The following is a 25,557-nucleotide window of genomic DNA, read 5'->3' on the forward strand; positions in this document are numbered from 1 at the left end:
AGCTCGGAGTACGCATACAGCCAAGCCCTCCAAACGCCTACAAGCGCGCTGCCGCGCAGCGGTCATCCTTGAAGGCTTGAGCCCACCGGCAGACATGCACTGCCACCCTAACTTGGAGATCCACGATGACCACCCGCAAAACGACTTCGTCCGCAGCCCCCACCCAAGGCGCTGGGGGCGAGCTGCACGAGCAGGCCGGTGACGGCCACCCGGTAATGACCACGCAGCAAGGCATTCCGGTATCCGACAACCAGAACTCGCTGCGCGCCTACGGCCGGGGACCCACCCTGCTCGAAGACTTTGTGCTGCGCGAGAAGATCACCCACTTTGACCACGAGCGCATTCCAGAGCGCATCGTGCATGCACGCGGCACGGCAGCGCATGGCTACTTTGAGCTGAGCCACTCGCTGAAGAAATACACGACGGCCAAGGTGCTGACCGAAGTCGGCAAGAAGGTGCCGATCTTTGCGCGCATGTCCACGGTGGCAGGCGGCGCCGGCTCGGTCGATACACCCCGCGATGTGCGCGGTTTTGCGATCAAGCTCTACACCGAGGAAGGCAACTGGGACCTGGTGGGCAACAACATCCCGGTGTTCTTTATCCAGGACGCGATGAAGTTCCCCGACCTGGTGCACGCCGTGAAGATGGAACCGGACCGGGGCTTTCCGCAAGCTGCTTCGGCGCATGACACGTTTTGGGATTTCATCTCGCTGATGCCCGAGTCGATGCACATGATCATGTGGGCGATGAGCGACCGCGCCATTCCGCGCAGCCTGCGCACCATCGAAGGCTTTGGCGTGCACAGCTTTCGCCTCATCAACGACCAGGGCGAGAGCACCTTTGTGAAGTTCCACTGGCGCCCGCAGCTGGGTATCCAGTCGACGGTGTGGGACGAGGCGGCCAAGCTGCAAGCGGCCGACAACGACTTTCACCGCCGTGACCTGTTCGAAGCGATCGAGGCCGGCCATGCCCCCGCCTGGGATTTGTTTGTGCAGCTGTTCACGCAGGAAGAAGCCGATGCCCTTCCGTACGACCACCTGGACCCGACCAAGATCATTCCGGAAGAAGTGATTCCGCTCACCAAGATCGGCAGCTTTACCCTGGACCGCTGGCCGGACAACTTTTTTGCCGAGACCGAGCAGGTGGCGTTTTGCCCGGCCAATGTGCCGCCCGGTATTGATTTTTCGAACGACCCGCTGCTGCAAGGCCGCTTGTTCTCGTACCTGGACACGCAGCTCTCGCGCCTGGGTGGGCCCAACTTTACCCAGATCCCCGTGAACGCGCCCAAGTGCCCGTTTGCACACACGCAGCGCGATGGCCATATGCAGACCGAGGTGCCCAAGGGCCGCGTCGCCTATGAGCCTTCGAGCCTGGAGCCGAACTCGCCACGCGAATCACGGGTCCAGGGTTTCAAGTCCTTTGCGCAACCGTCCGAGGCCGAGGCCAAGAGCCGCATCCGCCCCGAAAGCTTTGCCGACCACTACAGCCAGGCGCGCCTGTTCTACACGAGCCAGAGCGAGATAGAGCAGGCGCATATGGCCTCGGCGCTGGTGTTTGAGCTGTCCAAGGTGCAGACGCCCCATGTGCGCGAAGCGATGGTCGCCCATCTGCTGGTGATTGACAGCGACCTGGGTAAGCGCGTGGCCAAGGGCCTGGGCCTGGCTGCGCTGCCCAAACCGGCCAAGCCGGCGGTGCCCGTGCAGGACCTGCCGCCCAGCCCTGCGCTGCGCATCATCGACCGCATGAAGCCGACCCTGGAAGGCCGCTGCGTGGCGATCTTGGTGGACGACGGCTCCAACGCCGAGAATGTGGCCGCGCTGCAAAAAGCGATCCTGGCCGAGAAGGCGATGGTCAAGATCATCGCCCCCAAGATTGGTGGAGCGACCTTGAGCGATGGCAAGCACATCGCCGCCGACGCGCAGCTGGCCGGCGCGCCTTCGGCGCAGTTCGATGCGGTCGCCTCGGTGATCCCGATGGCATCGGGCGAGATGCTGAGCAAGGACAGCGCCGCGCAAGACTGGTTCCGCGATGCCTTTGGGCATCTGAAAGCCATTGCCGCTTGCAAGGCCACGCATCTGATCCTGGATGCCGCCGGTGTGAAACCCGATGAAGGCGTGTTTGACCCCAAGGATGTGGCCGGCTTTATTGCCGGTGCCAAGACCCGATTCTGGGAGCGCGAGCCAACGTTGCGTACCTTGGCTTGATGCCTTAGTGGCGGGTTAGATCGCCGAGGCCTGGGCCTTGGGCCCACCGTGGTCGACGCCGAACCAAAGGCGCTGCAGTGAAAGCTGCGGCGCCTTTTTTATGCGTGTCACCGGCGCGCAGCGGCATCCCCCACGCCTCTCAAAAACCCCAGAATGTCTCGGGGAAAGTGCGACCCAAAGCACTGCGAAAGCAATGCTATGATCCGGCAAAATTTGTATGATAACCATACTAGTCTCCTGTACTTCTAGGGTCTCAGGAGTTCTTCTAACGAGTCAACGAGACAAGTCCTTCACATGACGACCATTGCCCTTCTGAGCATTGCGGGCGCCAGCATTGCTGCGCTGTTGCTGCTCATCATCCGTTTCGAAATCCATGCCTTTGTCGCGCTGATGCTGGTGAGCCTGTTGGTGGCGCTGGCCACAGGGGTGCCGCTGGCCGACATCATCCCCACCTTGATCTCGGGCATGGGCGGCACCCTGGGTTCGGTGGCGATCCTGGTGGCGCTGGGCGCCATGCTGGGGCGCATGATAGAGGTCTCGGGCGGGGCCAATACGCTGGCGCAGCGCTTTACGCAGATCCTGGGGCCCCAGCGCGTGCCTGCGGCGCTGACCGCGGCGGCACTGGTGCTGTCCATCCCCGTGTTCTTTGATGTGGGCTTCATCATCCTGATCCCCATCATCTATGGCTTTTGCAAGGCCGCAGGCGTCAACCCCATCAAGTACGGGTTGCCGGTGGCCGGCATCATGCTGGCCACCCATGTGGTGGTGCCACCGCACCCGGGCATTGTGGGCGGCGCGGCCGTGCTGTCGGCCGATGTGGGTTGGATCACGGTCATTGGCCTGGGCATCTGCATTCCGCTGGCCTTTGTGGCTCAGTGGCTGGGCCGCCTGCTCAACCGCCGCGACTACGCGATGCTGCCCGATGCGCAGGCCCAGTTCCGCAACTTTGGCAGCGGTGATGCGGCCGATGCCCCTGCTGCCAAGCTGCCCGGCGTGGGCGCCGTGCTGACCCTGATCCTCGCGCCGCTCGCCCTCATCATGCTGGGCACCACGGCGGCGACGATGCTGCCCAAGGGCCATGCACTGCGCGACTTGCTGGCCTTTACCGGCGCGCCCATTTTTGCGCTGATGGTCGCGATTGGCCTGGCCTTTGTGCTGCTGGTGCGTCCACTGGGCTGGACGCGCAAGCGCACCAATGACGTGATGGAATCGGCCCTGCCCGCAGCGGCCACGGTGATTTTGGTGACCGGCGCCGGTGGCGTGTTTGCCAAGGTGCTGACGGTAAGCGGCATTGGCTCGGCGCTGTCGCAGGCGCTGGCGGGCACGGGGCTGCCATTGATTTTGCTGGGCTTCATCATCTCGCTGGCGCTGCGCGCCGCGCAGGGCTCGGCAACCGTGGCCATTCTCACCACCTGCGGCCTACTGGCCGAGAGCATCCACAGCGGCGGCTACAGCGCCGTGCAGGTCGCCGTGCTGACGGTGGCCATTGGCTTTGGCGGCCTGGGGCTGTCGCATGTCAATGACTCGGGCTTCTGGATCGTGACCCGCTACCTGGGCCTGAGCGTGGCCGATGGCCTGCGCAGCTGGACGGTGCTGACGACCGTGCTGGGCGTCGCTGGCTTTGCGCTGACCTGCCTGGTCTGGGCGTTGGTGGCCTGATCCGCAGCCTCGCTTGCCGCTTGGCTATTTGTCACTTGCATTCTTGTGCCCCGGCCCCCGGCCGGGCATTCTCTATCTCTGATTCACGGGAGCATCTCCAATGACTACACAAGCACAGCACGCCAAGGTGGGCGTCATCGGCCTGGGCGCGATGGGCCTGGGCATTGCCCAAACCTTGCGCAACCGGGGCTACCAGGTCCATGTCTGCGATGTGCGCCCTGGCGCTGCGGCCGACTTTGCCAGCGCCGGCGGCGTGGCCTGCGCGCACCCGGCCGAGCTGGCCGCCCAGGTCGACGTGGTGGTGTCGGTCGTCGTCAACGCCGCGCAGACCGAGGCCGTGCTGTTTGGCGAGCATGGCGCCGCTGCCGCCATGCGCCCCGGCAGCACCTTTGTGATGTGCTCCACCGTGGACCCGAACTGGTCGATCGCGCTGGAGGCGCGCCTGGCCCAGAGCGGCGTGCTGTATGTCGATGGCCCGATCTCCGGTGGCGCGGCCAAGGCGGCAGCGGGCCAGATGACGATGATGACCTCGGCCACCCCAGCGGCGTATGCGGCCGCGGGCGATGTGCTCGATGCGATGGCTGGCAAGGTCTACCGCCTGGGCGACAGGGCGGGCGCGGGCAGCAAGGTCAAGATCATCAACCAACTGCTGGCAGGGGTCCACATTGCCGCAGCGGCCGAGGCCATGGCCCTGGGCCTGCGCGAAGGCGTGGATGCTGCGGCGATCTACGAGGTCATCACCCACAGCGCGGGCAACAGCTGGATGTTTGAAAACCGCATGGCCCACGTGCTGGCGGGCGATTACACGCCACTGTCGGCCGTCGATATCTTTGTGAAGGACCTGGGCCTGGTGCTCGATACCGCGCGCGCCAGCAAGTTTCCGCTGCCGCTGGCGGCCACTGCGCACCAGATGTTCATGCAGGCATCGACTGCCGGCTACGCCAAGGAAGATGACAGCGCCGTGATCAAGATCTTCCCCGGCATCACCCTCCCCCAAGCTGCCAACGACGGAGGCCAGCGATGAGCGGCGCTGCCTTGAAGGTGGGTTGCATTGCCGATGACTTTACCGGCGCCACCGACCTGGCCAACAACCTGGTGCGCGCCGGCATGCGCGTAGTGCAGACCATTGGCGTGCCTACGGGCCCGCTGGATACCGAGGTGGATGCCGTGGTGGTGGCGCTCAAGTCGCGTACCATCCCCGCTGAGCAGGCCGTGGCGCAGTCCCTGGAGGCCCTGCGCTGGCTGCAGGGCCAGGGCGCGCAGCAGATCTATTTCAAATACTGCTCCACCTTTGACAGCACGCCGGCCGGCAATATCGGCCCGGTGACGGACGCGTTGATGGATGCGCTGGGCAGCGACTTCAGCATTGCGACGCCTGCGTTCCCCGACAACAAGCGCACCGTCTTCAAGGGCTATCTGTTTGCCGGCGATGTGCTGCTGAGCGAAAGCGGCATGCAGAACCACCCGCTGACCCCCATGACTGACCCCAACCTGGTGCGCGTGCTGCAGTCGCAGACCCGGCGCAAGGTGGGCTTGATTGACCACAGCGTAGTCGCCCAGGGGGCGGACGCCATCCGCAGCCGCATTGCGGCGCTGAAAGCCGACGGCGTGGGCATCGCCATTGTCGATGCAGTATCGAACGACGACCTGCTGCGCATGGGCCCGGCGCTGGCGGATCTGCCGCTGGTGACCGCCGGCTCTGGCGTCGCCATTGCGCTGCCTGCCAACTTTGGCCTGCAGCCCAGCAACCAGGCTGCCGCCTTGCCAGCGGCCAGTGGCCTGCAGGCGGTGGTCTCGGGCAGCTGCTCGGTGGCGACCAATGCCCAGGTGGCGCACTTTATCGCCAGCGGCCGCCCGGCCTTGGCACTGCAGCCGCTGCGCATGGCCGCGGGTGACGATGTGGTGCGCGAGGCGCTCGACTGGGCGCGTCCCCATCTGGCAAGCGGCCCGGTGCTGGTCTACTCCACCGCCGTGCCCGATGCGGTGCGCAGCATCCAGGCCCAGCTGGGCGTGGAGCAGGCCGGCGCCTTGGTCGAGCAGACGCTGGCCGCCATTGCGCGCGGCCTGGTGGAGCTGGGCGTGCGGCAGCTGGTGGTGGCCGGTGGCGAAACATCAGGCGCTTGCGTGCAGGCCCTGGGCATTGCACAGATGCGCATCGGCGGCCAGATTGACCCGGGCGTGCCCTGGTGCCATGCGGCCAGCGCTGCAGCGCCGGAGGGCTTGCACATCGCGCTCAAATCGGGCAACTTTGGCAGCACCGACTTCTTCACCAAGGCATTCACCGCTTTGCAAGGCTGACAACCATGGTCTTTATGGACGAACCCAGCGCCCGCGCCGAGATCTGCCGGGTAGGAGCATCGCTGTTCCAGCGCGGCTATGTGCATGCCAGCGCTGGCAATATCAGCGTGCGCCTGGCCGACGGCTACCTGATCACCCCGACCGATGCCAGCCTGGGCCAGCTGCAGCCCGAGCGCCTGGCCAAGCTCGATCTGCAAGGCCAACAGCTGAGCGGTGACCGCGCCAGCAAGACCATCGTGCTGCACCGGCGCATTTACGAGGCCAGCGCCAACACGCCCACACCCGCCGGCTGCGTGATCCACACCCACAGCCGCCAGTTGGTGGCCTGCTCGCTGCAAGCCACTGCTGTGCCCGGGGTGGTGCCCGCCGCCGAGCTGCTGCCCGCGCTGACCCCCTACTTTGTGATGAAGGTGGGCCGCGTGCCGCATATCCCCTACCACCGCCCCGGCTCGCCCGATGCGGCGCAGGCCGTGGCCGAGGCGATTGCGCAGTACGCAGCAGCGGGCCGGCCGATCCGCGCGGTGATGCTGGCGCGCCTGGGCCCCAATGTCTGGCACGAAAGCCCGGCTGCGGCGATGGCCGCGCTGGAAGAGCTGGAAGAGACCGCCCTGCTCTGGAACCAATGCCGCGCGCAGCCACCCGCGCCGCTGAGCGAGGCCCAGATTGACGAGCTGCGCCAAAGCTTTGGCGCGCACTGGTAAAACCACACCCTGCCTGCCGTGCACTGACCCTCTGCCTGCCGGCCGCCCCCTTTTTTTGGAAATCACCCATGCCCCGTTTTGCCGCCAACCTGTCCATGCTCTACAACGACCTGGACTTTCTGGACCGCTTTGCCGCCGCCGCCCGCGATGGTTTTACGGCCGTCGAGTACCTCTTCCCCTACGCCTACGCGCCCGAGCAGCTGGCAGCCTTGCTGCAGCAGCAAGGCCTGCAGCAGGTGCTGTTCAATGCGCCGCCGGGCGATTGGGACCGGGGCGAGCGCGGCATCGCCTGCATCCCCGGGCGTGAGGCCGAGTTCCGCGACGGCATTGCACAGGCGCTGCGCTACGCCCAAGCGCTGCAATGCCCGCGCCTGCATGTGATGGCCGGCCTGGTGCCCGCGGGCGTGGATGCGGCTACCGTGCGCGCCACCTACATCGCCAATATCCGCCATGCGGCCGAGCATGCAGCAGCGCAGGATGTACGCATTCTGCTCGAACCCATCAATGGCCGCGATATGCCCGGCTTCTTCCTGAGCCGCCAGGACCAGGCCCATGCCTTGGTGGCCGAGATTGGCGCCGCCAATGTGCAGGTGCAGATGGACCTCTACCACTGCCAGATCGTCGAGGGCGACCTGGCGATGAAGATCCGCCAGTACCTGCCCACGGGCCAGGTCGGCCATATCCAGATTGCCGGCGTGCCCGAGCGCCACGAGCCCGATGTGGGCGAGCTGCACTACCCCTATCTGTTTGCGCTGCTGGACAGCCTGGGCTGGGACGGCTGGATTGGCTGCGAGTACAAGCCCGCGCGCGGCGCAGCGCCCCATGCCACCAGCGATGGCCTGGGCTGGCTCAAGCCCTATCTGGCAAAGGCTGAGTAAGCGGCTCGACGCACCCCCGTGGTGGATGGGGTGGCCTAGAATCCCCTCATCCCCCTTTAGCCGCAGGCCTCCCGGCCCGCCGCCCTGCGATGCGACCACCAGCGACCGAATCCTTTTTGCAGCGGGTGCGCCAGCACCTGCAGGCACTGCCCGCCACCGAGCGGCAACTGGCCGACTTTGTGCTGGAGTTCCCCGGCGAGCTGGCCAGCTATGCCGGCAATGAGCTGGCCCAACTGGCAAAGGTGTCGCCCTCGACGGTAAGCCGCTTTATCCGGCGCCTCGGCTATGAGAACTACGAAGAAGCGCGCCGCCAGGTGCGTGAGGACAAGCAAAGCGGCTCGCCGCTGTTCCAGTCGGCCACCGAGGCGTTCCAGCGCGGGCAGATGCTGGCCACGCACCGCGAGCGCTCGCTCGCCAACCTGATCAACACCCTGGACCAGCTCAGTGAGCCGCAGCTGAGCGAGATCGTGCAGGCCATCATCGCCGCGCGCCAGGTGCTCATCTTTGGCAGCCGCAGCAGCCACGCGTTTGCGCAGTACCTGCGCTGGCAGATCATCCAGGTGGTGCCCCAGGTCATCAGCCTGCCCGGCCCCGGCGAAACGCTGGCCGAGTACACCGCCAGCCTCAACAAAAACGACTGCGTCATCATCTTTGGCATGCGCCGCCAGACCCGCCAGATGGCCGCACTGCTGGCCACTGCCAGCAAGGCCGGCGCTGCTGTGCTGCTGGTCAGCGACCAGGCCTCCCCCCACTACGCCGCTGCCACCTGGTCCATCCAGTGCGACTGCCATGGCTCAGGCCTTTTGGACAACCATGTGGCCGTGATGGCCGTCTGCGACCTGCTGGCTACCATGGTGCTGGAGGCAGCCGGCGCGCCGGGCCGCAAGCGCCTGGCGGCCATTGAGCAGCAGCATGAGCAGCACCAGGAGTTTTGATGGCTTGCAGGACGCTCCTGTTTTGTGCAGCAGCCGCTAGGGCGTCGTACTGTTTGCGACCAACAACACAGTTTTGCAGCTGGATGCCAGAAACAAGGTGACCTTACCTGGCCACCGCGGAGGCGGGTATGGTTCGCGGACCCTATGTTGGCGCGGAAACACGCATGCCTTCAGGTCTCATTTTTCCGGGTTACATGGCCGGCGGTTTTGCGTTTGCTGTGTTCTGTGGCGATGAGACAGTGAAATTCAACCTGAACATGAAACGCGAAGGACAGGAAACAGAGGCCCGTCTAGCTCGACATCTGGGCGTGCTCGAAGAGCAGATTTTTCCAATAACCTACACGATCTACGATGGATGGACTGCCAAGTACGATAGGTACTGGTAACGGCCAATAGCTAACTCTGGTTTTTATTTTTCTATATGAAGGTGTTCTGAGATGACCGATACGGCAAGACTCGCGGTTCTAATTGATGCTGACAACGCCTCAAGTTCTGTGGCGAGGGAAGTACTAGAGGAAGTTACCAAGTACGGCATCGCGACAGTTAAGCGCGCCTTCGGTGATTGGACGACGCAAAATCTTGTTGGATGGAAGGCACATCTTCACAAACACGCGATTCAACCTATTCAGCAGTTTTCTTATACCCAAGGCAAGAACTCAACCGATTCCGCATTCATCATCGACGCGATGGACCTGCTGTACGCGGGAAACGTAGATGGCTTTTGCCTTGTCTCAAGTGATAGTGACTTCACAAGACTTGCAACTCGCTTGCGCGAAGCAGGTAAGGTTGTTTATGGCATGGGTGAGCGAAAAACTCCGGAGCCGTTCATTGCCGCGTGCGACAAGTTCATTTTTTTCGAGGTTTTAAAGGCTACCGCAGAACCAACAGCCCATGCAAAAGTCGCCGACGTCCCTGACCTGAAGGAGCTACTTGTTCACGCAATTCGAGAAACCACACGCGATAGCGGATGGTCCCGACTAGCAACCGTGGGTAGCCTATTAGGAAAGACGCATACCTCGTTCGATCCACGTAACTACGGCTTTAAAAAGCTTAGCGACTTGGTTCGCACGCAGTCTTACCTTGAAGTCAGAGATGCTCCAGACTCAACCGAATTTGTGCACGTTGAGCTTCGGCTAAAGTAGTTAGATTTACGACGCCACAATCGGCAAGAAGCCCACAATGCAAGAGCAAATGAATAAGCAAGTCTGCAGCTAATTTTCTTGCGGTGGTGGTCTAGTCCTCCAGCCAGAAGCTGACAACCAATATGACATGCGCTGACGAGGTATTCAATCATGAAAGATTTACGCATTTCAACCGACAAGAAAGAGCTGGATATCCTTTTGATTCACAGCTTTCTTTCCACTGAAACTCCGTGGGCCAAGAATATCCCACTGAAATTATTGCGCAAAGCAATTGACAACTCTCTATGCTTTGGGGGCTATATAGAAAATCGACAAGTAGCATTTTGTCGCGTCATCACGGATAGCGCGACATTTGCCAATCTTGTTGATGTTTTCGTTATTCCTGAATGCCGGGGGAACGGCTATAGTAAAGCTCTAATGAGAGCTGTTTTATCTCATCCTCTACTTCAGGGGCTACGGCGTTTCACTTTAGCCACCAGCAACGCCCATGGCTTATATAAGGAATATGGATTTACATCCCCGCTATATCCAGATACATATATGGAACGATACTCTCCAAATATATATAATTCAAAAAACTGAGCGGCGTATTCAATATCTGCTGAGCGTCGGTCTGCGACGTTAGCACATCGGCAATTTACAGTCTGCCGACTGCGATCTAACATTCAGAAAAAAATACTCCGCTAACACTAGCGCAAGGCTCTACTTTGAAAATTCGATGCCTCTGTGGTTCGTTCATTGTTGATGGTACGGACTGCTTACCCAACAAAGCACACATAACGCCTGATCAAGGCTGGCTCGATGTGTTTGACACTCTCGATAGTGCAATCATTGATTCAATTTTCAGCGGCAAATTAAGCAAAGACGATGCATACATGCACGCAAGAAAAATAGTCCAGACGCCAGCCCGCACGATGTGGCAATGTGGATCTTGTGGAAGGTTGTTCATTGATTCTCAGGATGGCTCGCAGCAGTGTTTTTCGCCCGAAAATCCAGAGAAGGGAAAGAGCATCCTTGCTTTAAAAAAAGATAGCATTTAGCTAGTCAGAACGCATGACTACTGTAGGTCGTTCAGAGACAGTCAAAAGCCCCTTCAAACCGTTCGCACGAACACTGTCACTCAGCAGGCCAGTCGCTACAACTCTGGGGCTACGGTGATTGCACCCTGACGCAACCAGCCCTCACCTCATGGATCGCAGCCTCTCTCTTCGTGGCTCCCTACGCCGCCGGCGCAGCAGCTAGCTGCACCCTTGCTTTGAGAAAACCACCACCACCGCCCTGTTCCCCGATACCGAGATAGATGGCACGTTGCTTGCTTTGTCTGGCTGGTGCATGAAATTTCAATTTCATATGCACCATATTAGTGAAATACCTATACCAAACTTCGATGAACTGCCCAACACTGGCGCAGCGATCCGAATCGAGCAAGCACGACTCTTCTCAAGGAGCTTTCAATGGCTGGTGGACCTGCACTTTCCTCTGCACCCGACTCTCCCAAGGTGGCCGAACTCGACCAGGCCCTGGATAAGATTGGGGTGACCCGCTCGCACCACACGATCATCTTTTTGATCCTGATTGGCTGCCTGTTTGACAGCTTCGAGCAGAACGCGGTCGGCATCATCGGGCCCATGCTCAAGGAGCAATGGGGGTTGACGGCGTCGGACATCGGCATGCTCAACTCGGTGACCTTTGCCTGCGCGGCGATTGGCCGCATCGTGTCGGGCTATATCGCAGACCGCTATGGCCGGCGCGTGATGCTGACGGTGGACCTGCTGCTGTTCACGATTGGTGCGGGCATCTGCGCGATGGCGCCCAATCTGGCGGTGATGGCGCTGGGCCGGGCGGTGGTGGGCTTTGGCCTGGGGGGTGAGATTGCGATTGCGGTCACCATGCTGTCCGAGTTCTGCTCGTCCAAGTTCCGGGGCACAGCGGTCGGTCTGGTCAATGTGGGCGCGGGCGGGCTGGGCAATTTTCTGGCACCCGCCTTTGGCCTCTTGGTGTTCTGGATCTTCCCCGGCGACAACGGCTGGCGCTGGCTCTTTGTCTGCCTGATGGTGCCGGCGCTGCTGGCTGCGTTCTACCGCCGCTATATCCCCGAGACGCCACGTTTTCTGCTGTCGCAAGGCCGCATTGCCGAGACCAATGCCGTGCTGACGCGCCTGGCATCGGGCAAGCTGGCGGGCGCCGCGCAAGCCGCCCATCCCTATATCAGCGATGACGGCGCCAGCACCACGGCGGCCAAAATCAAGGTGCGCATCACCGAGATTTTCCGGGGCGCGCTCGGCCGCCGCACGGTGCCGCTGTGCATTACCATCTGGATGACCTATGGCGCGCAGATTTCGGTGCTGACCTTGATGCCGACGATTCTGGTGGGCCTGGGCTACAGCATGTCCAAGAGCCTGCTGTTCACGATGGTGATGCAAAGCGGCAGCCTGTTGGGCGCGATTGCGGCATCAGCGCTGGGCTTTCACTTTCCGCGCAAACGGGTGCTGACCGCCGGCGCCATCTGCGCCTGCCTGGCGGCGCTCACGATTGGCTTTGCCGCCAAGAGCATTGTGGTGCTGCTGATTGCTGGGGCTACCTTCCAGTTCTTTGTGCTGCTGCTCAACACTACTATCTGGATCTATGCGCCCGAGCTCTACCCCACCCGTGTGCGCGCCTTTGGCACCGCCTTCATCCTCGCCACCGGCACGGCCGCCGGTGCGCTGATGCCGCTGGTAGCCGGCCGTCTGTTTGATGGTTTTGGCCTGGGCGGCGTGTTTGGCCTGGCCGCTGCGATGTACCTGATTTTCATCATCAGCGTGCAATGCGTGCCCGAGACCTATGGCCGCTCCCCCGATGCCGAGCCGCTGGCTGGCACGCCTGCCACGGCCCAATCCTAGTTTTGCTGCATGTCCAAAATCCTGCTGATCAACCCCAATGCCTCCGAGGCCACCACTGCGATGATGGCCGACATTGCCCAGCGCTCGGCGCCCGCGCCGTGGCAGATTCTGCCGCGCACCGCCGGCAAGGGCCCGTTGATGATCGTCAACGCGACCGAGCTGGCGCAAGCCGCGCTGGAGGTAGAAGACTGCTGGCGCGAGGCGCCCAGCGATTGCGCCGGTGTCATCATCAGCGCCTTTGGCGACCCAGGGCTGGAGCGGCTGCGCGCCTTGAGCGCCGTGCCCGTCGTCGGCATTGCCGAGGCCTCGATGCTGGAGGCGGTCAGCGGCGGGCGGCGCTTTGGTGTGGCCACTGTGACGCCGGATTTGGAGGAGCCGATTGCCGGGCGCGTGGCTGCCGTGGGTTTGGCACACCTCTACACCGGCATCCGCCTGACCGAGGGCGACCCGCGCGCCTTGAGTGGTGATGCGCAGGCGCTGGAAGCCGCACTGGCCCAAGCTGTGCAGCGCTGTGTGGACGAGGATGGCGCGCAGGCCGTGATCATTGGCGGCGGCCCGCTGGGCCAGGCCGCCATTGCGCTGGCCGAGCGCCTGGATCTGCCGGTGATTGCGCCGATACCGGCGGCGGTGCGCAGGCTGGCCCAGCTGATGGGTTGAGATTTATCCGGCAGTGCGCAACTGCCAAAACGGCAGCGCCTGTGGCCCGCACATGCCGGTCGCTATGCGCTGGGCCGTCGGCAGCGAGCCGGTCAGGCCCAAGTGGCCATGGCCCACAGCCAGCCACAGGCCCTGGATCGCATCGATATGGCCCACGATGGGCACGGAGCCCGGCAGGCAGGGGCGGTGGCCCATCCAGTGCTGGGCCTCCAGGCCTGCCAGCGCCGGGAAGGCCTCGCGCGCCATGCGCTCGATGCCCGCTGCGCGGCGCGGGTTGGGCGGGGCCTTCAGCCCAGCGATCTCGACCGTGCCGCCCACGCGCAGCCCGCCTTCCATCGGCGCGATAAACACCTTTTTGTCGGCCAGCACCACGGTGCGTTCCACCAGGTGCTGGGCACCGGCAAACTGGGCGTGGTAGCCGCGTTGCGATTCGATCGGCAGCAGCATGCCCAGCGGCTTGAGCAATGCAGGCGCCCAGGCACCAGCGGCCACGACGATATGCGGCCAGCGCTGCGCATCGAGCGCGGCATCGCCCGTGCGCACGGCCCAGCCCTTGTCATCGGGGCGGATGGCCTTGACCTCCGCCTGCACCAGCTTGCCGCCGCGCTGCACAAAGGCATGCAGCATGCTTTGCACATAGCGCAGCGGGTTCAGGATGGTGCCGTGGTCGGCGAGATAACGGCCATGGGCATAGCCCTGGGGTGCATGGGGCTCGAGCGCCTCGATGCCGGCGCGGTCCAGCTCCTCGACCTGGTAGCCATACTTGGCGCGCAGCTGCCAGCCGGTGGCATCCTTTTGCGCGTAATCGGCATCGGGGTAGAGGTGCAGATGGCCGCGCCGCATGAACAGCTCGGACACGCCCAGGTTCTGCGCCAGCGCCGCATGCGCATCGACGGCGCCCTGGTACAGGTCGTTGAGGCGCTCTGCCGCCGCAGCCACACGCTTGGGCTCGGCCGATTGCGCAAAGGCCACCAGCCAGGACGCCGCCTTGGGCAGGTGCTTCCAGCCAATCGACAGCGGGCCGTCCTGGTCCATCAGCATGCCGGGCACGGTTTTCAAGATGCCAGGCAGGGCCAGCGGCGCGACCGAGCCGGGGCTGATCGCGCCGGAGTTGCCATAGCTGCATTCCATGCCGGGCTCGCCCCGGTCGATCAAGGTGACGGCCACGCCATAGCTTTGCAGCGCCAGGGCGGTAGCTACGCCGACCACACCGGCGCCCACCACCACCACCTGCTTGGGTGCCTGCACCGGGGCGCCCTGCTTGTTCACTGTCTCTGTCATGTCATCCAATCTGCAAAACCGGCCCAGACCAAGGCGGCCTCGGGCGTGAACCGTGCCTGCGCCAGCTGCTGCTGGACCTCAGCGGCCTGCCACAGCGCAAACTGCGCCACTTCGCCATCCTGGTTGCGGGGCACCTGGCCTTCGGGCACGGTGGCGGCATACCAGTGGATGTCTTCGTACATATAGCCCAGGTCGTCGCCGCCATCGCTGTCGGGCTGGCGAAAACGCAGCACGCCGCCATGGCGCAGGCCCTGCAAGTCAGTAATCTGCAGGCCGGCCTCTTCCCAGGTTTCGCGCGCCAGGGCTTGGTCCAAACTGTCCTGGGCCGAGACCATGCCGCCCATCAAGGTGTCCCAGTGCAGCGGGTAGTTGGCCTTGTTGGCCGCGCGCTGCTGCACCCACAGGCGCCCATCAGGCGCGATGCCCACCAGGTGCACGGCCAAGGTGGCAATGCCCAGCACGCGCACCGCCCCGCGCTCGACGGTGCCGATAAGGCTGCCATCGACCGCCTGCACGGCCAGCTGCTCGTTGCGCCAGGGGCCAATGCGGCCCGCATCGCGCAGCGCATCGGCCAGGCGGCCCATCAGCGCCGTCGCGTCCTGCGTGGGTGATTCAAGCAGCCACACCGCCGTGCCCGAGCGCTCGCGCTTGGACAGCAGTGCATCACCGCCCAGGCGCCCGGCAATGCCGGTGTCGATCAGAAAATGCTCGACCAGGGAGCCGACCGCCTGGCCGTTGACCCACAGCGGCAGCCGGGGCTTGCGCGGCGGCGACTGCATGGCCCTGCGCGCAGCAGCCAGCCAGGTGGGCGGCTCGGACGCGAACAGCGGGGGAGAAACACGGGTCATGGTGCACTATCAAAATAAAAGCAGATGGATGTTAGTCCATCTGCGCCTGGGGGCTGCCAGCCCCCGCCCAAAACCCGATGCGGACATCGGCTACGGGAACATCAGGGAAGCAGGATGCTGCTGCCCGTGGTTTGGCGTGCCTCGAGCGCGCGGTGCGCGGCCTGCACTTCGGACAGCGCAAAACGCTGCGCGATATGGATCTTGACCTGGCCCGAGGCCACGACGGCGAACAGGTCATTGGCCATGGCCTGGCAGGCCTCGCGCGAGCGCAGGTGGGTAAAGAGGCCCTGGCGCGTGACATACAGGCTCTTGGCCGCCAGGATGGCCGGCGCAAATGGCGGAACCGGGCCGGAGGCATTGCCAAACGACACCATCAGGCCAAAGGCGCGCAGGCATTGCAGCGAGCCATCCCAGGTGTCCTTGCCGACCGAGTCATAGACGACCTTGACACCCTTGCCGCCGGTGATGTCCTTGACGCGTTCGGCAAAGTTTTCCGTGCGGTAGTTGATCGCGACCTCGGCGCCATGGGCCAGCGCCAGCTGGCATTTCTCTGCGGAGCCAGCGGTCGCAATCAGGCGCAGGCCCAGCGCCTTGGCCCATTGGCAGGCGATCAGCCCCACGCCGCCTGCCGCAGCGTGGAAGAGCACAAAGTCGCCCGCATGCAGGCCTTCAACCGGCTTGGCCTGGCGCAGCAGGTACTGGGCCGTCAGGCCCTTGAGCATCATCGCCGCGCCGGTTTCAAAATCAATGCTGTCGGGCAGTTGGCAGACATAGGCGGCGGGCATCACCCGCACTTCGCTGTAGCTGCCCGGTGGGTTGCTGGCATAGGCCACGCGGTCGCCCACCTGCAGGTGCTGCACGCCTTCGCCCACGGCCTCGACGACACCGGCGCCTTCCATGCCCAGGTTCAAAGGCAGCGGCAGGGTGTAGAGGCCCGTGCGCTGGTAGACGTCGATGAAATTGAGCCCGATGGCATGGTGGCGTATGCGCACTTCGCCGGGGCCAGGGGCGCCGACATCCACGTCGACCAGTTTCATCTCCTCGGGTCCGCCATTGCGCGCAATCTGTACTGCCAAAGACATGGGAATTCTCCTGTGTGAACTGAGATAGGTTCTGGGTAGGTGCTTGGTGCCGTCAGTCACCATGCTGCCACGCTTTCACACCGGCTGCTGTCACGGGGATGTACAGTCACGCGATGCAACAAAAACTGACACCGTCGACCATGGCGCTGCTGACCGCCGCCCCGCTGATGTGGGCGGGCAATGCCGTCGTGGGCCGGCTGGTGCACGAGCTGGTCTCCCCCATGCTGCTGAACTTTGTGCGCTGGCTGCTGGCCTTCGCGATCATGCTGCCGCTGGCCTACCCACTGCTGCGCCGGGGCAGCCCGCTGTGGCCGCAGTGGAAGCGCTGGTCCATCATCGGCCTGCTGGGCATTGGCTGCTACAACGCCTTCCAGTACATGGCGCTCAAGACCTCGGGGCCCATCAATGTGACCCTGGTGGCATCCAGCATGCCGCTGTGGATGATGGCCTTTGGCGCGCTGTTCTTCCAGACCCGCATCACGCGGCCGCAGATGCTGGGCGCGCTGTTCTCGGTCAGCGGCGTGCTGCTGGTGCTCAGCCATGGCAGCTGGCAGCAGCTGACCCAACTGCGCCTGGTGCCGGGCGATCTGTTCATGCTGCTGTCCACCGCCTGCTGGTCGCTCTACAGCTGGCTGCTGGTGCGTACCCCCGATCCGGCCGGCATCAAAAGCCAGTGGGCGCTGCTGCTGATGGCCCAGCTGACCTTTGGCCTGCTCTGGTCCGGGCTGTTTGCTGCTGGCGAATGGGCCGTGGGCGCCAGCCAGCTGCAGATCAACAGCACCCTGCTCTGGGCCATTGCCTATATCGTCATTGGCCCGGCCCTGGTCGCCTACCGCTGCTGGGGCGTGGGCGTGCAGCGCGTGGGCCCCACGGTGGCGGGCTTTTTTACCAACCTCACGCCGCTGTTTGCTGCCGTGCTGTCGGCCGCCTTTTTGGGCGAGCCGCCCCGCCTCTACCATGCGGCGGCCTTTGTGCTGGTGGTCGCCGGGATTGTGATTTCGTCGCGCCGGGCCTGATGCGGGCCGGCCCAGGCGTTTACAACCTGCTACGGATAGAACGCGCGCTTCACACTGGCGCCCTTGCGCAAGCGCACAGTGCATCCCATATGCGGTGACACCACCACCTGCGAGGATGCCGAGATGAACGCGCAAGAACAGACCCTGATTGAGAACCTCTTCCAGCAACTGCGCCAGTTGGATGGCCAGCCCAAGGACGGCCAGGCAGAAGCCTGGGTACGCCAGCAGGCCCAGCAAACCCCCGATGCGCTCTATTGGCTGACCCAGCGCGGCCTGCTGCTGGAGCAGGCGCTGCAACAGGCTCAGCAGCAAGAGGCGCAGTTGCAGGCGCAACTGGTCGAGGCCCGGGCTGCTGCCGCTAAACCGTCTGGCGGCAGTTCCAGCTTCTTAGGTGCCGGGCTGGACACGCATTTTGGCCGCAGCCCGGATGCCAACCTGGCCAGCCGCAGCCCCGCTGGCTATGCCCCCAGCTATCCGCCCAACAGCGCTGCGCCCGCAGGCTATGGCGATACGCCAGCCCCGGCCAGCACGGGGCGCTGGTTTGGCGCGGCCCCGGCAGCAGCCACCCCGGCAGCGCCCGCCCCCATGCCTGCGCAGCCCTCGGCGGGGTCGGCAGCGGGCGGCTTTCTGGGCCAGGCCGCTGCCTCTGCCGCCGGTGTGGCGGGTGGCATGTTGCTGTTCAATGGTCTGAGCCACCTTTGGAGCAACCCCGCGCAGGCGGCGGCCAACCCCAGCCATGCGGCCAGCAGCAGCCCGGCTGCAGACAGCGCCAGCACGGCCAACACCAGCGGCAGCGGCAGCGGCGACAACGGTGGCCTGGACCAGCTCGCCCAGCAAGCCGGGCGCGACCATGTGGACGCGGCGGCCAACCGCTGGATGCCGGATACGGACAGCAGCAGCGGCAGCAGTGATAGCAACAGCCAGGACGTGGCGGACTATGACGGCGGGGACGATGGCTTTGATTTCTTTGACGATGACCAGGCCTGATCGCCGGCCAGAACGTTAGACATCAAAAAACCGCCCGGGCAGCTGCTCGGGCGGTTTTGCTTGGTGGGTGCGGGCGCTTAGAACCTGTTCAATGTCTCCTCGCGCCGCGACAGTGTCTTTGCGGGATGGGATGCTAGGCGCAGTGCGCAGCCAATAGCCAGCTATTGGCAAGCGCTGCAACGCCGCAGACCGCCCCTGCCCGGGCGGCCGCAAAGCCACTGTCCCTACGGGTTGGAGTGAAATCGGGCGATTTCTTCGCGCTGGCCCTTGCTTGCACCCCGGTGCAAGCTGCGGACCAGCCCTTCGAACTCATCCCGATTGCACTCCAACGCGGCTGCGTAGAGACTTTGAACAGGTTCTTAGAACGTACCGGCGTAGGAGCCGCCGTCGGGCAGGATGTTCTGGCCGGTGATATAGGCCGCCTGCTGGCTGCACAGAAACGCGCAGATCGCGCCAAACTCATCGGCGGTGCCGTAGCGGCCGGCAGGAATCTGCTTTTGCTGCGCCTCGCGGATGTCGGCTTCGCTCTTGCCGGTCTTGCTGGCGGTGGCCGAGATCGTGGCGGCAATGCGGTCGGTGTCGAACTTGCCCGGCAGGATGTTGTTGATGGTCACGCCCTTGCCGGCAATGGGGCTGCGTGCAACGCCTGCGACAAAGCCGGTCAGGCCGCTGCGCGCGCCGTTGGACAGGCCCAGGATATCGATGGGGGCCTTGACGGAGCTGGAGGTGATGTTGACGATGCGGCCAAAACCGCGCTCGGCCATGCCGTCGATCAAGGTCTGGATCAGCACAATGGGGGTGAGCATGTTGGCGTCCAGCGCCTTGATCCAGGCCTCACGGTCCCAGTCGCGGAAATCACCGGGTGGCGGGCCGCCGGCATTGTTCACCAGAATGTCAAAGCGCTGGCCCGGGCCGCCTTCGGCATTCAGCACCGCAGCACGACCGGCTTCGGTGGTGATGTCGGCTGCAACGGCGATCACCTGGGGTGCCACGCGGCCGGGTGCGGCTGCGGCCCACATCGCGGCCATCACCTTGAGCTGGCGGGCGGTGTCCTTCAGCGCTTCTTCGCCGCGCGCGTTGATGACGACATTGACGCCCTCATTGACCAGCGCCTGCGCGCAACCACGGCCCAGACCCTTGCTGGCCGCACAGACGAGTGCCCATTTGTTGGCAATTCCAAAATCCATATTCAAATCTCCTTGTGGGTATCGATGCTATGTCACAAATGGCAGTCGCGCTCGGGCGCCTGGACATGCCCTTTATTGTCTTTTGGCCTGGTGGGTGAACACATAGATGCCGGTCAGCACCAAGGCCGTGCCGGCCACCATCACCGGCGTCAGCGGCTCGCCCAGCAGCCACACGCCCATCAGGATCGTCGAGAGCGGGCCGATCATGCCGGTTTGCGCGACGGTGGCGGCGCCCAGGCGCTCAACGGCCAGCATCACCAGCAAAACCGGCACGGCAGTGCACAAGGTGGCGTTGAGGACGGACAGCCAGATGACGGCCCCATCCACCTGCGCGGCCTGCAGAGGCCGCGTCAGCAAGAACTGCGCAATGCAGAACAGGCAGGCAAAGCTGGTGGCCAGACCCACCAGGCGCAGCGCGCCCAGGCGTTTGACATACTGGGCGCTGTAGACCAGGTAGACGGCATAGCTCACGGCGCTCAGGAACACCAAGCTAGCACCCCAGCCCACCTGCTGGCCGGCGCCATGGGTGTACAGCTCCATGCCAAACACCAGCATCACGCCGGCATAGCTGATGGCCAGGCCCAGCAGCTGGTGGCCGCTGGCCACCCTGCGGTAGAGCAGCCAGCCCAGCGCCAGCACCAAGGTGGGGTTGAGGTAGAGGATCAGCCGCTCCAGCCCCGCGCTGATATAGCTCAGCCCGGCAAAATCCAAGTAGCTGGAGAGGTAGTAGCCGCAAAAGCCCAGCGCGATGACGGCGAGCCAGTCGCGCAGCGACAGCGCCGGTTTGCCCCGCCCGGCCCACCAGGCCATGATGACAAACAGCGGCAGCGCAAACAGCATGCGGTACATGATCAAGGTGATCGCGTCGACCCCATGGCGGTAGGCCAGCTTGACGATGATGGCCTTGCCGCTGAACGCGATGGCGCCCACCACGGCGCAGACCATGCCGGCGCGGCGCACACTGGGCGTGAGCACCGCAGCCGGTGCAACAGAAACAGACAAGATAACTCTCCAAGAACCAGTCAGTGCTGGTGCGCCGACCCATGGAACAATCGGTGGTGCATGCGGCGAATCGACCACCAGACGCCCAAGCCTATCACCGGGATGGCCAGCGCCGCCGTCGTTTCTGGCGACAGAGGCCACCCCCATTTCTGCAGGCCCTTGGCCAGGTAGCTGATGAGGCCGGTGATGTAGTAGGTGATGGCCGCGACCGACAGGCCCTCGACCGTGGACTGCATCTTGAGCTGCAGGCCCTGGCGCTCGTTCATCGCCTTGAGCACCGCCTGGCGGCCCTGCTTTTGGCTGATATCGACCCGCGTCTGCAGCAGGTTGCTCAGGCGCGATACGCGCTGGGACAGCGCTTCGAGCCGCTGGTGGGCCGACACACAGGTGTTGCGTGCGGGGGTCAGGCGCCGGTCCATAAAGTCGCCGATGCTCTGGTAGCTGCCCAGGCGCGTCTCCTGGATATCACCCACACGCTGCTGCACCAATGCAAAGTAGGCGCTGCTGGCCGAAAAGCGAGAATGGTGGGCGGCATACTGGCTCTCGACCTGCGCGGCCAGGCGCGTGAGCTGGTCGAGCAGCTGCGGCTCGCTGGCCGCGCCCGCGCTGCGGATGGCAGCGGACAGCTCGGCCAGCTCAGTCTCGGTGCTGGCGAGCTTTTCCATGGTCTCACGCGCCGCAGGCAGGCCCAGCAAGGCGGCCATGCGGTAGGTCTCGATCTCCAGCAGGCGCTGCACCAGGCGCCCATTGCGCGCGGCCGACAGGCCCTGGTTCAGCACAAAGAGGCGCGATGCGCCATCCGAGTGGATGGAAAAATCGGTATAGACCTGCGCCTTCTGCTCGGAGGCCTTGGAGGCGACCAGCTTGTCCTCGTACAGCCAGCGTTGCTCGACCTTTTTCTCCAGCGCGGGGGACGCGTGCAGCACCCAGGCATTCATCGCCAGCAGGCAGCGGCCGGGCAAACCGGCGAGCCACTGGGCGGGAACCAGGTCGCTGGCAGACGGCAGCTCGGCCTCGTCCAGCGCTTCGGGGCGGATGGGCACCATCCAGGTCCAGGAGACAAATTCGGTGTGCAGCTCCCAGCGCAGGCGGCCATTGCCCAGGTCCAGGCGCAGGTGGTTGGCCTCGGCATCGGGCACGGGCAGCTGCAGATCGCGCAGCAGCTGGTGCAGCCACTGGCGGCTGGCCGCGCGCTCGGCGGCATCGGCCCACATCACCGTGCAGAACACGGCGGTGTTATCGGGCAGGGCTTCAGGGGGGCGGGAATGGACTTCGTTGTGCAGCGCACGGCGCAGGTCGTGCTGCTGCAGCGGAGGCAGGTTTTTCATGAAAGACAAAAAGCGGCAAACACCAGACGGCAAGCCGTCGAACTGCTGCAATTGTCGTGCCAAGCCAATACTTGTGCAGGCGCCCGATAAAAGCGGTGTGCCCGCCCCTGCGGGGGATTAGCGCGTTACTGCGGCACCTCAAAGCTCAGGGTCGCCGTGTGGCGCACCTCGTCGTACTGCTTGCCATCGATCTTGACGCTACCGTTGTTGACGCGGGCTGTGACCTCCAGCACGTAGAGGCCGGGGAAGGACGGCGTAAAGCTCACCGTGCCATCCTTGGCGGGGGCCAGCACACGGCGCCAGCCTTCGCTGGTGTCCACATTCACCTGGCTGGCCGCTACGGGCCGGCCCTTGAACATCAGCTGGTAGGTGTTGCCCTGGGGCGTGGTGGGCACCAGCTCCAGGTCATTGACGGCCTTGGTTTCCTGGCGGCCAAAGCGGGCCTGGTAGTAGGTCAGCACGCCATCGCTGCCCGCGCGCGTCGCGGCAAAGCGCTGGTCGGCCGGGGCGCCCTCTTGCTGGGTCAGCACATAGGGATCGGCCGATGCGGGCACGCTCTTGCCTTCTGCCACCACCTGGCGCGGCTCGCTCAGTTCGCCAAGCGCCCCTGGCGCCTTGTGCAGCTCGCCCACCTGGGCGCGCGTCTGGCCGTTCTCGGTCTGCAGCCACAGGTAATCGGCATGCGCTGGCAGCGCGGCACCGAAGCTGGCCGAAACGGCCAGGGCCGCCGCAAGCAGCGGGCGACACAGGGTGGATGGTTGGTTGTTCTTGGACATGGCTCCTCCTCTTGGGCTGAATGGCTGGCTGGCGGGTTCCCTGCCGCATGCGCGGGGCATGGGCCGGCAATGGCTGGCTCTGGTTGGCAATCGCCTGGGGCACTGGTTGCAGGCCCCGGTGCAAGCTGTAGTGGGTGGTTCCCTGCATGGCCCGCCCACCCGCTTGCGGATCGCAACGCGCAGCCTAACGCAGTTTGCGTGGTGCAAAACCTGAACCCTGCCGTTTTTTGGACCAAGGCCAGGCTTTGCCACTGCAGCTGGGCAGTTCAGCGACCGATCACAGCTTGGGCGTGTACTTCAGGGTCAACATGGCATTGCGCGGATCGCCATAGGTGCCGCCGGTGTAGCCGACAAAGCCGGGCAGGATGTAGTGCTTGTCAAACAGGTTGTTCACGTTGAGGGCGACGCTGATCTCGGGCGTGGCCTGGTAGGCCAGGCGCAGGCTGGTGATGGTGTTGCCCGCAACCTTGAAGGAGCGGTCATAGCTCAAGGTATGGCTTTGCGCCACGACGCCAGTGCCCACACTCAGCCGGTTCCAATCGCCCGGCAGCTGGTAGGACAGCCAGGCGCGCAGCATGTGCTTGGGCGTCCAGGTGCTGAAGACCTGGCCCTGGTTGGTCGGGTCATTCAGGAACTTGCTGGTGTTGAAGGTGTAGCCCACCATGGCCTGCAGGTCGCGCGCCACTTCGCCGCTCACTTCGGCCTCCACGCCCTGGCTGCGCACCTTGCCGGCCGAGGTCGAGCAGTACCAGCCGTCGCAGGCAAAGCCGGAGGCCAGGTCGTTGACCGCCCGGTTCTTGTGGTCGTAGCGGAACAGGGCCAGCGAGGTGTTGAGCTTGCCGTTCATCAGCTCGCCCTTGATGCCCAGTTCATAGTTGGTGCCGGTGATCGGGTCGAGCACCTTGCCATCGACCGTGCGCTCGGACTGGGGCTCGAACACGCTGGTGTAGCTGCCGTACAGCGACCATTCGGGGGTGAGTGCATACACCAGGCCGGCATAGGGGGTGATCTCTGCAGACGTGGTGGTGACCTGGCGTTCACCCGTGACCGCATTGGTGTAGAGCGAGTCATACCAGCTGGTGCGAGCGCCCACAATCGCGGTGAGCGGCTCGGTCAGCCGCGTTCGCAAGCTGCCATAGATGCCTTTTTGCCGCACATCGTAGGCCGACTTCCATTGCCGGCCACCGGCGGCCAGCAGGCTGTCCAGGGTGGGCTCGGGGCGGTGGTGGTCGATGTCAAAGAGATTCGCGCCCGCCGTGAAGGTGCGGGCATAGACATCGTTGGAGCGGTACTTGGAATAGTTGGCACCTACGGTCACATCGTTGCGGAAACCAGCGAGGTCAAAGCGGCCGTTGATGAAGGCATCGAAGGCCACTTTTTTCAGGTCGAAGTCGGTGTACCAGTTGTCATAGGTCACGCCACTGCCATCGGGCTCGACCTTGCCGGTCATGCGCTGGTGCAAGGAGGCGTTCTGCTCGCTCACATGCAGGGCCGAGACCTTGAGCTTCCAGTCGTTGTTGATGCGGTGGCTCAGGTCGGCATAGACCGTCGTTTGCCTGACGTTCGAGCGGTTCCAGTGAGAGCCGGTGAAGGTCGAGCGTGGCAGGTCGGTCATGCTGCCATCGGCATACAGCGGCAGGCCCATGATGAAGGGGCGGCCCTTGCTGTCGAGCTGGCTGACGCCAAAGCCTACCGTGGTGTCGGGGCTGATGTCGTAATCCAATGCGGCGTAGAGCGAGCGTGTGCGCTCATTCACATAGTCGACAAAGGAGTGGCCGCGTGACTCGTCCACCACCAGGCGGCCGCGCAAGCTGCCCTCGTCATTGAGCGGGCCACCGGCGTCGAGCTGCAGGCCATAGCGGTCCCAGGAGCCGGCGCGGGCGGTGACGGTGACGGTCTTCTCGCGCTGGCCGCGCTTGCGCACCAGGTTGACGGCGCCGCCCGGGCTGCCCGTGCCCTGCAGCAGGCCCGAGGCACCGCGCAGCACTTCCAGCCGGTCATAGAAGACCATGCCTTCGGTGCCCCAGTTGCCCAGCGAGTAGTGGTTGCGCGGAATCGCCACACCGTCGTACTGCCAGGCATCGATCTGGAAGCCGCGCGCGGACAGCACCATGCCCTGGCCCACCCCTTGCACGCCCATGGTGCCGGTGACCTTGTTCATCGCATCGCGCAAGTCGGTGATGCCTTGCTCGTCGAGCTGCTTGCGCGTGACCACACTGATGGACTGCGGAATGTCCTTGAGCGCCTGGTCACCCTTGTTGAGGCTGACGGCCGAGGCCGCCAGCGAGCCCGAGCCTTCGCTGGTCGCATTGCGCTCGCCTTGTGCGGTCACCGTCACCGTGGGCAAGGTGCTGGTGTCGCCAGCCGAGGGCGTCGCCTTGATCACCAGGGCCTCGCCCTGGCGCAGCGCCATCAGGCCGCTGCCGGCCAAGAGGCGCTCGGCCGCTTGCTGCGGCGTGAGCGTGCCGGAGACGGCGGGCGCCGTCTTGCCCTCGACCAGCGCCGGCGCAAAGCCGATGGACACGCCCGTGGCTGCGGACAGCGCCTGCAGTGCGGAGCCCAGCGGCTGGGCCGCAATCGACAGGCTGCTCGCCTGGTGGGCGGGCGTGGCAGATTGCGCATACGCGGCGGGCGGCATCGCCAGCGCCAATGCGGCGGCCAGCGCCAACGGTGCAGGATGGAAGCGGGCCATGG

At 64.2% G+C, this 25,557-nt stretch carries 24 protein-coding genes; 15 read left to right on the forward strand and 9 right to left on the reverse strand.

Going from position 1 to position 25,557, the window contains the following annotated elements; genetic code table 11:
- Positions 1-125: 125 nt before the first annotated feature.
- The 11 genes from F0Q04_RS19505 (at position 126) to F0Q04_RS19555 (ending at position 10,857) form a co-directional block, all read left to right on the forward strand.
- A complete protein-coding gene (locus tag F0Q04_RS19505; RefSeq protein WP_182343019.1) occupies positions 126-2,204 on the forward strand; it encodes a catalase in 2,079 nt (692 codons plus the stop codon).
- A 294-nt stretch (positions 2,205-2,498) separates the two neighbouring features.
- The gene (locus F0Q04_RS19510) at positions 2,499-3,863 is read left to right on the forward strand and encodes a GntP family transporter (RefSeq protein ID WP_182343021.1); all 1,365 of its coding nucleotides are present in this window, start codon (positions 2,499-2,501) and stop codon (positions 3,861-3,863) included.
- A gap of 100 nt (positions 3,864-3,963) precedes the next feature.
- Entirely contained in the window at positions 3,964-4,887 is a 924-nt protein-coding gene (ltnD, locus tag F0Q04_RS19515) for an L-threonate dehydrogenase (RefSeq protein WP_182343023.1), read from the forward strand.
- A complete protein-coding gene (gene otnK / locus F0Q04_RS19520; protein WP_182343025.1) occupies positions 4,884-6,161 on the forward strand; it encodes a 3-oxo-tetronate kinase in 1,278 nt (425 codons plus the stop codon). The genes ltnD and otnK overlap by 4 nt, the downstream gene beginning before the upstream one ends.
- Before the next feature lie 14 nt (positions 6,162-6,175).
- Positions 6,176-6,862, forward strand: a complete 687-nt coding sequence (locus tag F0Q04_RS19525) for an aldolase (RefSeq protein ID WP_182345812.1) — start codon at positions 6,176-6,178, stop codon at positions 6,860-6,862.
- A 68-nt stretch (positions 6,863-6,930) separates the two neighbouring features.
- A complete protein-coding gene (gene otnI, locus F0Q04_RS19530) occupies positions 6,931-7,740 on the forward strand; it encodes a 2-oxo-tetronate isomerase (RefSeq protein ID WP_182343027.1) in 810 nt (269 codons plus the stop codon).
- 89 nt (positions 7,741-7,829) lie between these two features.
- Positions 7,830-8,675, forward strand: coding sequence for a MurR/RpiR family transcriptional regulator (locus F0Q04_RS19535; RefSeq protein WP_182343029.1), 846 nt, complete (start codon positions 7,830-7,832; stop codon positions 8,673-8,675).
- 128 nt (positions 8,676-8,803) lie between these two features.
- On the forward strand, positions 8,804-9,061 hold the full coding sequence (locus tag F0Q04_RS19540) for a hypothetical protein (RefSeq protein ID WP_133248202.1): 258 nt from the start codon (positions 8,804-8,806) through the stop codon (positions 9,059-9,061).
- A gap of 51 nt (positions 9,062-9,112) precedes the next feature.
- Positions 9,113-9,817: an NYN domain-containing protein gene (locus F0Q04_RS19545; RefSeq protein WP_116927213.1), complete on the forward strand. Its 705-nt coding sequence runs from the start codon at positions 9,113-9,115 to the stop codon at positions 9,815-9,817.
- A 150-nt stretch (positions 9,818-9,967) separates the two neighbouring features.
- Positions 9,968-10,399, forward strand: a complete 432-nt coding sequence (locus F0Q04_RS19550) for a GNAT family N-acetyltransferase (RefSeq protein ID WP_116927212.1) — start codon at positions 9,968-9,970, stop codon at positions 10,397-10,399.
- A gap of 221 nt (positions 10,400-10,620) precedes the next feature.
- Positions 10,621-10,857, forward strand: coding sequence for a hypothetical protein (locus tag F0Q04_RS19555; protein ID WP_133248201.1), 237 nt, complete (start codon positions 10,621-10,623; stop codon positions 10,855-10,857).
- 178 nt (positions 10,858-11,035) lie between these two features.
- On the opposite strand, the gene F0Q04_RS19560 is transcribed toward F0Q04_RS19555, so the two are convergent.
- Positions 11,036-11,245 carry a hypothetical protein gene (locus F0Q04_RS19560; RefSeq protein WP_182343031.1) on the reverse strand — a complete coding sequence of 70 codons (210 nt, stop codon included), beginning with the start codon at positions 11,243-11,245 and terminating at the stop codon, positions 11,036-11,038.
- A 26-nt stretch (positions 11,246-11,271) separates the two neighbouring features.
- Here F0Q04_RS19560 and F0Q04_RS19565 point away from each other — a divergent pair, with 26 nt between their 5' ends.
- Together F0Q04_RS19565 and F0Q04_RS19570 are read left to right on the forward strand one after the other, a co-directional pair.
- On the forward strand, positions 11,272-12,699 hold the full coding sequence (locus tag F0Q04_RS19565; RefSeq protein WP_021027198.1) for an MFS transporter: 1,428 nt from the start codon (positions 11,272-11,274) through the stop codon (positions 12,697-12,699).
- A 9-nt stretch (positions 12,700-12,708) separates the two neighbouring features.
- Positions 12,709-13,356 (forward strand): aspartate/glutamate racemase family protein, encoded by a 648-nt coding sequence (locus F0Q04_RS19570; protein WP_182343033.1) that lies wholly within the window; start codon positions 12,709-12,711, stop codon positions 13,354-13,356.
- 3 nt (positions 13,357-13,359) lie between these two features.
- Here F0Q04_RS19570 and F0Q04_RS19575 read toward each other — a convergent pair whose 3' ends face one another.
- The 3 genes from F0Q04_RS19575 to F0Q04_RS19585 all read right to left on the reverse strand — a co-directional run bounded on the left by F0Q04_RS19575 (position 13,360) and on the right by F0Q04_RS19585 (position 16,567).
- A complete protein-coding gene (locus F0Q04_RS19575) occupies positions 13,360-14,637 on the reverse strand; it encodes an NAD(P)/FAD-dependent oxidoreductase (protein ID WP_182343035.1) in 1,278 nt (425 codons plus the stop codon).
- Positions 14,634-15,485 (reverse strand): NUDIX hydrolase, encoded by an 852-nt coding sequence (locus tag F0Q04_RS19580; RefSeq protein WP_182343037.1) that lies wholly within the window; start codon positions 15,483-15,485, stop codon positions 14,634-14,636. The genes F0Q04_RS19575 and F0Q04_RS19580 overlap by 4 nt, the downstream gene beginning before the upstream one ends.
- A gap of 101 nt (positions 15,486-15,586) precedes the next feature.
- The gene (locus tag F0Q04_RS19585) at positions 15,587-16,567 is read right to left on the reverse strand and encodes a quinone oxidoreductase family protein (RefSeq protein WP_116927207.1); all 981 of its coding nucleotides are present in this window, start codon (positions 16,565-16,567) and stop codon (positions 15,587-15,589) included.
- 113 nt (positions 16,568-16,680) lie between these two features.
- Between F0Q04_RS19585 and F0Q04_RS19590 the strand changes: the two genes are divergently transcribed.
- Together F0Q04_RS19590 and F0Q04_RS19595 are read left to right on the forward strand one after the other, a co-directional pair.
- A complete protein-coding gene (locus tag F0Q04_RS19590; RefSeq protein WP_116927206.1) occupies positions 16,681-17,583 on the forward strand; it encodes a DMT family transporter in 903 nt (300 codons plus the stop codon).
- Between the two features lie 123 nt (positions 17,584-17,706).
- Positions 17,707-18,570, forward strand: a complete 864-nt coding sequence (locus F0Q04_RS19595) for a DUF2076 family protein (protein ID WP_133248199.1) — start codon at positions 17,707-17,709, stop codon at positions 18,568-18,570.
- A 359-nt stretch (positions 18,571-18,929) separates the two neighbouring features.
- On the opposite strand, the gene F0Q04_RS19600 is transcribed toward F0Q04_RS19595, so the two are convergent.
- The 5 genes from F0Q04_RS19600 to F0Q04_RS19620 form a co-directional block, all read right to left on the reverse strand.
- Complete coding sequence (locus F0Q04_RS19600) at positions 18,930-19,757, reverse strand: SDR family oxidoreductase (RefSeq protein WP_116927204.1); 828 nt, start codon at positions 19,755-19,757, stop codon at positions 18,930-18,932.
- Positions 19,758-19,829: 72 nt separating this feature from the next.
- The gene (locus F0Q04_RS19605; RefSeq protein ID WP_116927228.1) at positions 19,830-20,702 is read right to left on the reverse strand and encodes a DMT family transporter; all 873 of its coding nucleotides are present in this window, start codon (positions 20,700-20,702) and stop codon (positions 19,830-19,832) included.
- A gap of 77 nt (positions 20,703-20,779) precedes the next feature.
- Complete coding sequence (locus tag F0Q04_RS19610; RefSeq protein ID WP_182343039.1) at positions 20,780-22,087, reverse strand: DUF3422 family protein; 1,308 nt, start codon at positions 22,085-22,087, stop codon at positions 20,780-20,782.
- Between the two features lie 125 nt (positions 22,088-22,212).
- On the reverse strand, positions 22,213-22,863 hold the full coding sequence (locus tag F0Q04_RS19615) for a hypothetical protein (RefSeq protein ID WP_116927202.1): 651 nt from the start codon (positions 22,861-22,863) through the stop codon (positions 22,213-22,215).
- Between the two features lie 277 nt (positions 22,864-23,140).
- Complete coding sequence (locus F0Q04_RS19620) at positions 23,141-25,555, reverse strand: TonB-dependent siderophore receptor (protein ID WP_182343041.1); 2,415 nt, start codon at positions 25,553-25,555, stop codon at positions 23,141-23,143.
- Positions 25,556-25,557 lie beyond the last annotated feature (2 nt).

Source organism: Comamonas koreensis (genome assembly GCF_014076495.1).
GTDB classification, from domain to species: domain Bacteria; phylum Pseudomonadota; class Gammaproteobacteria; order Burkholderiales; family Burkholderiaceae_C; genus Comamonas; species Comamonas squillarum.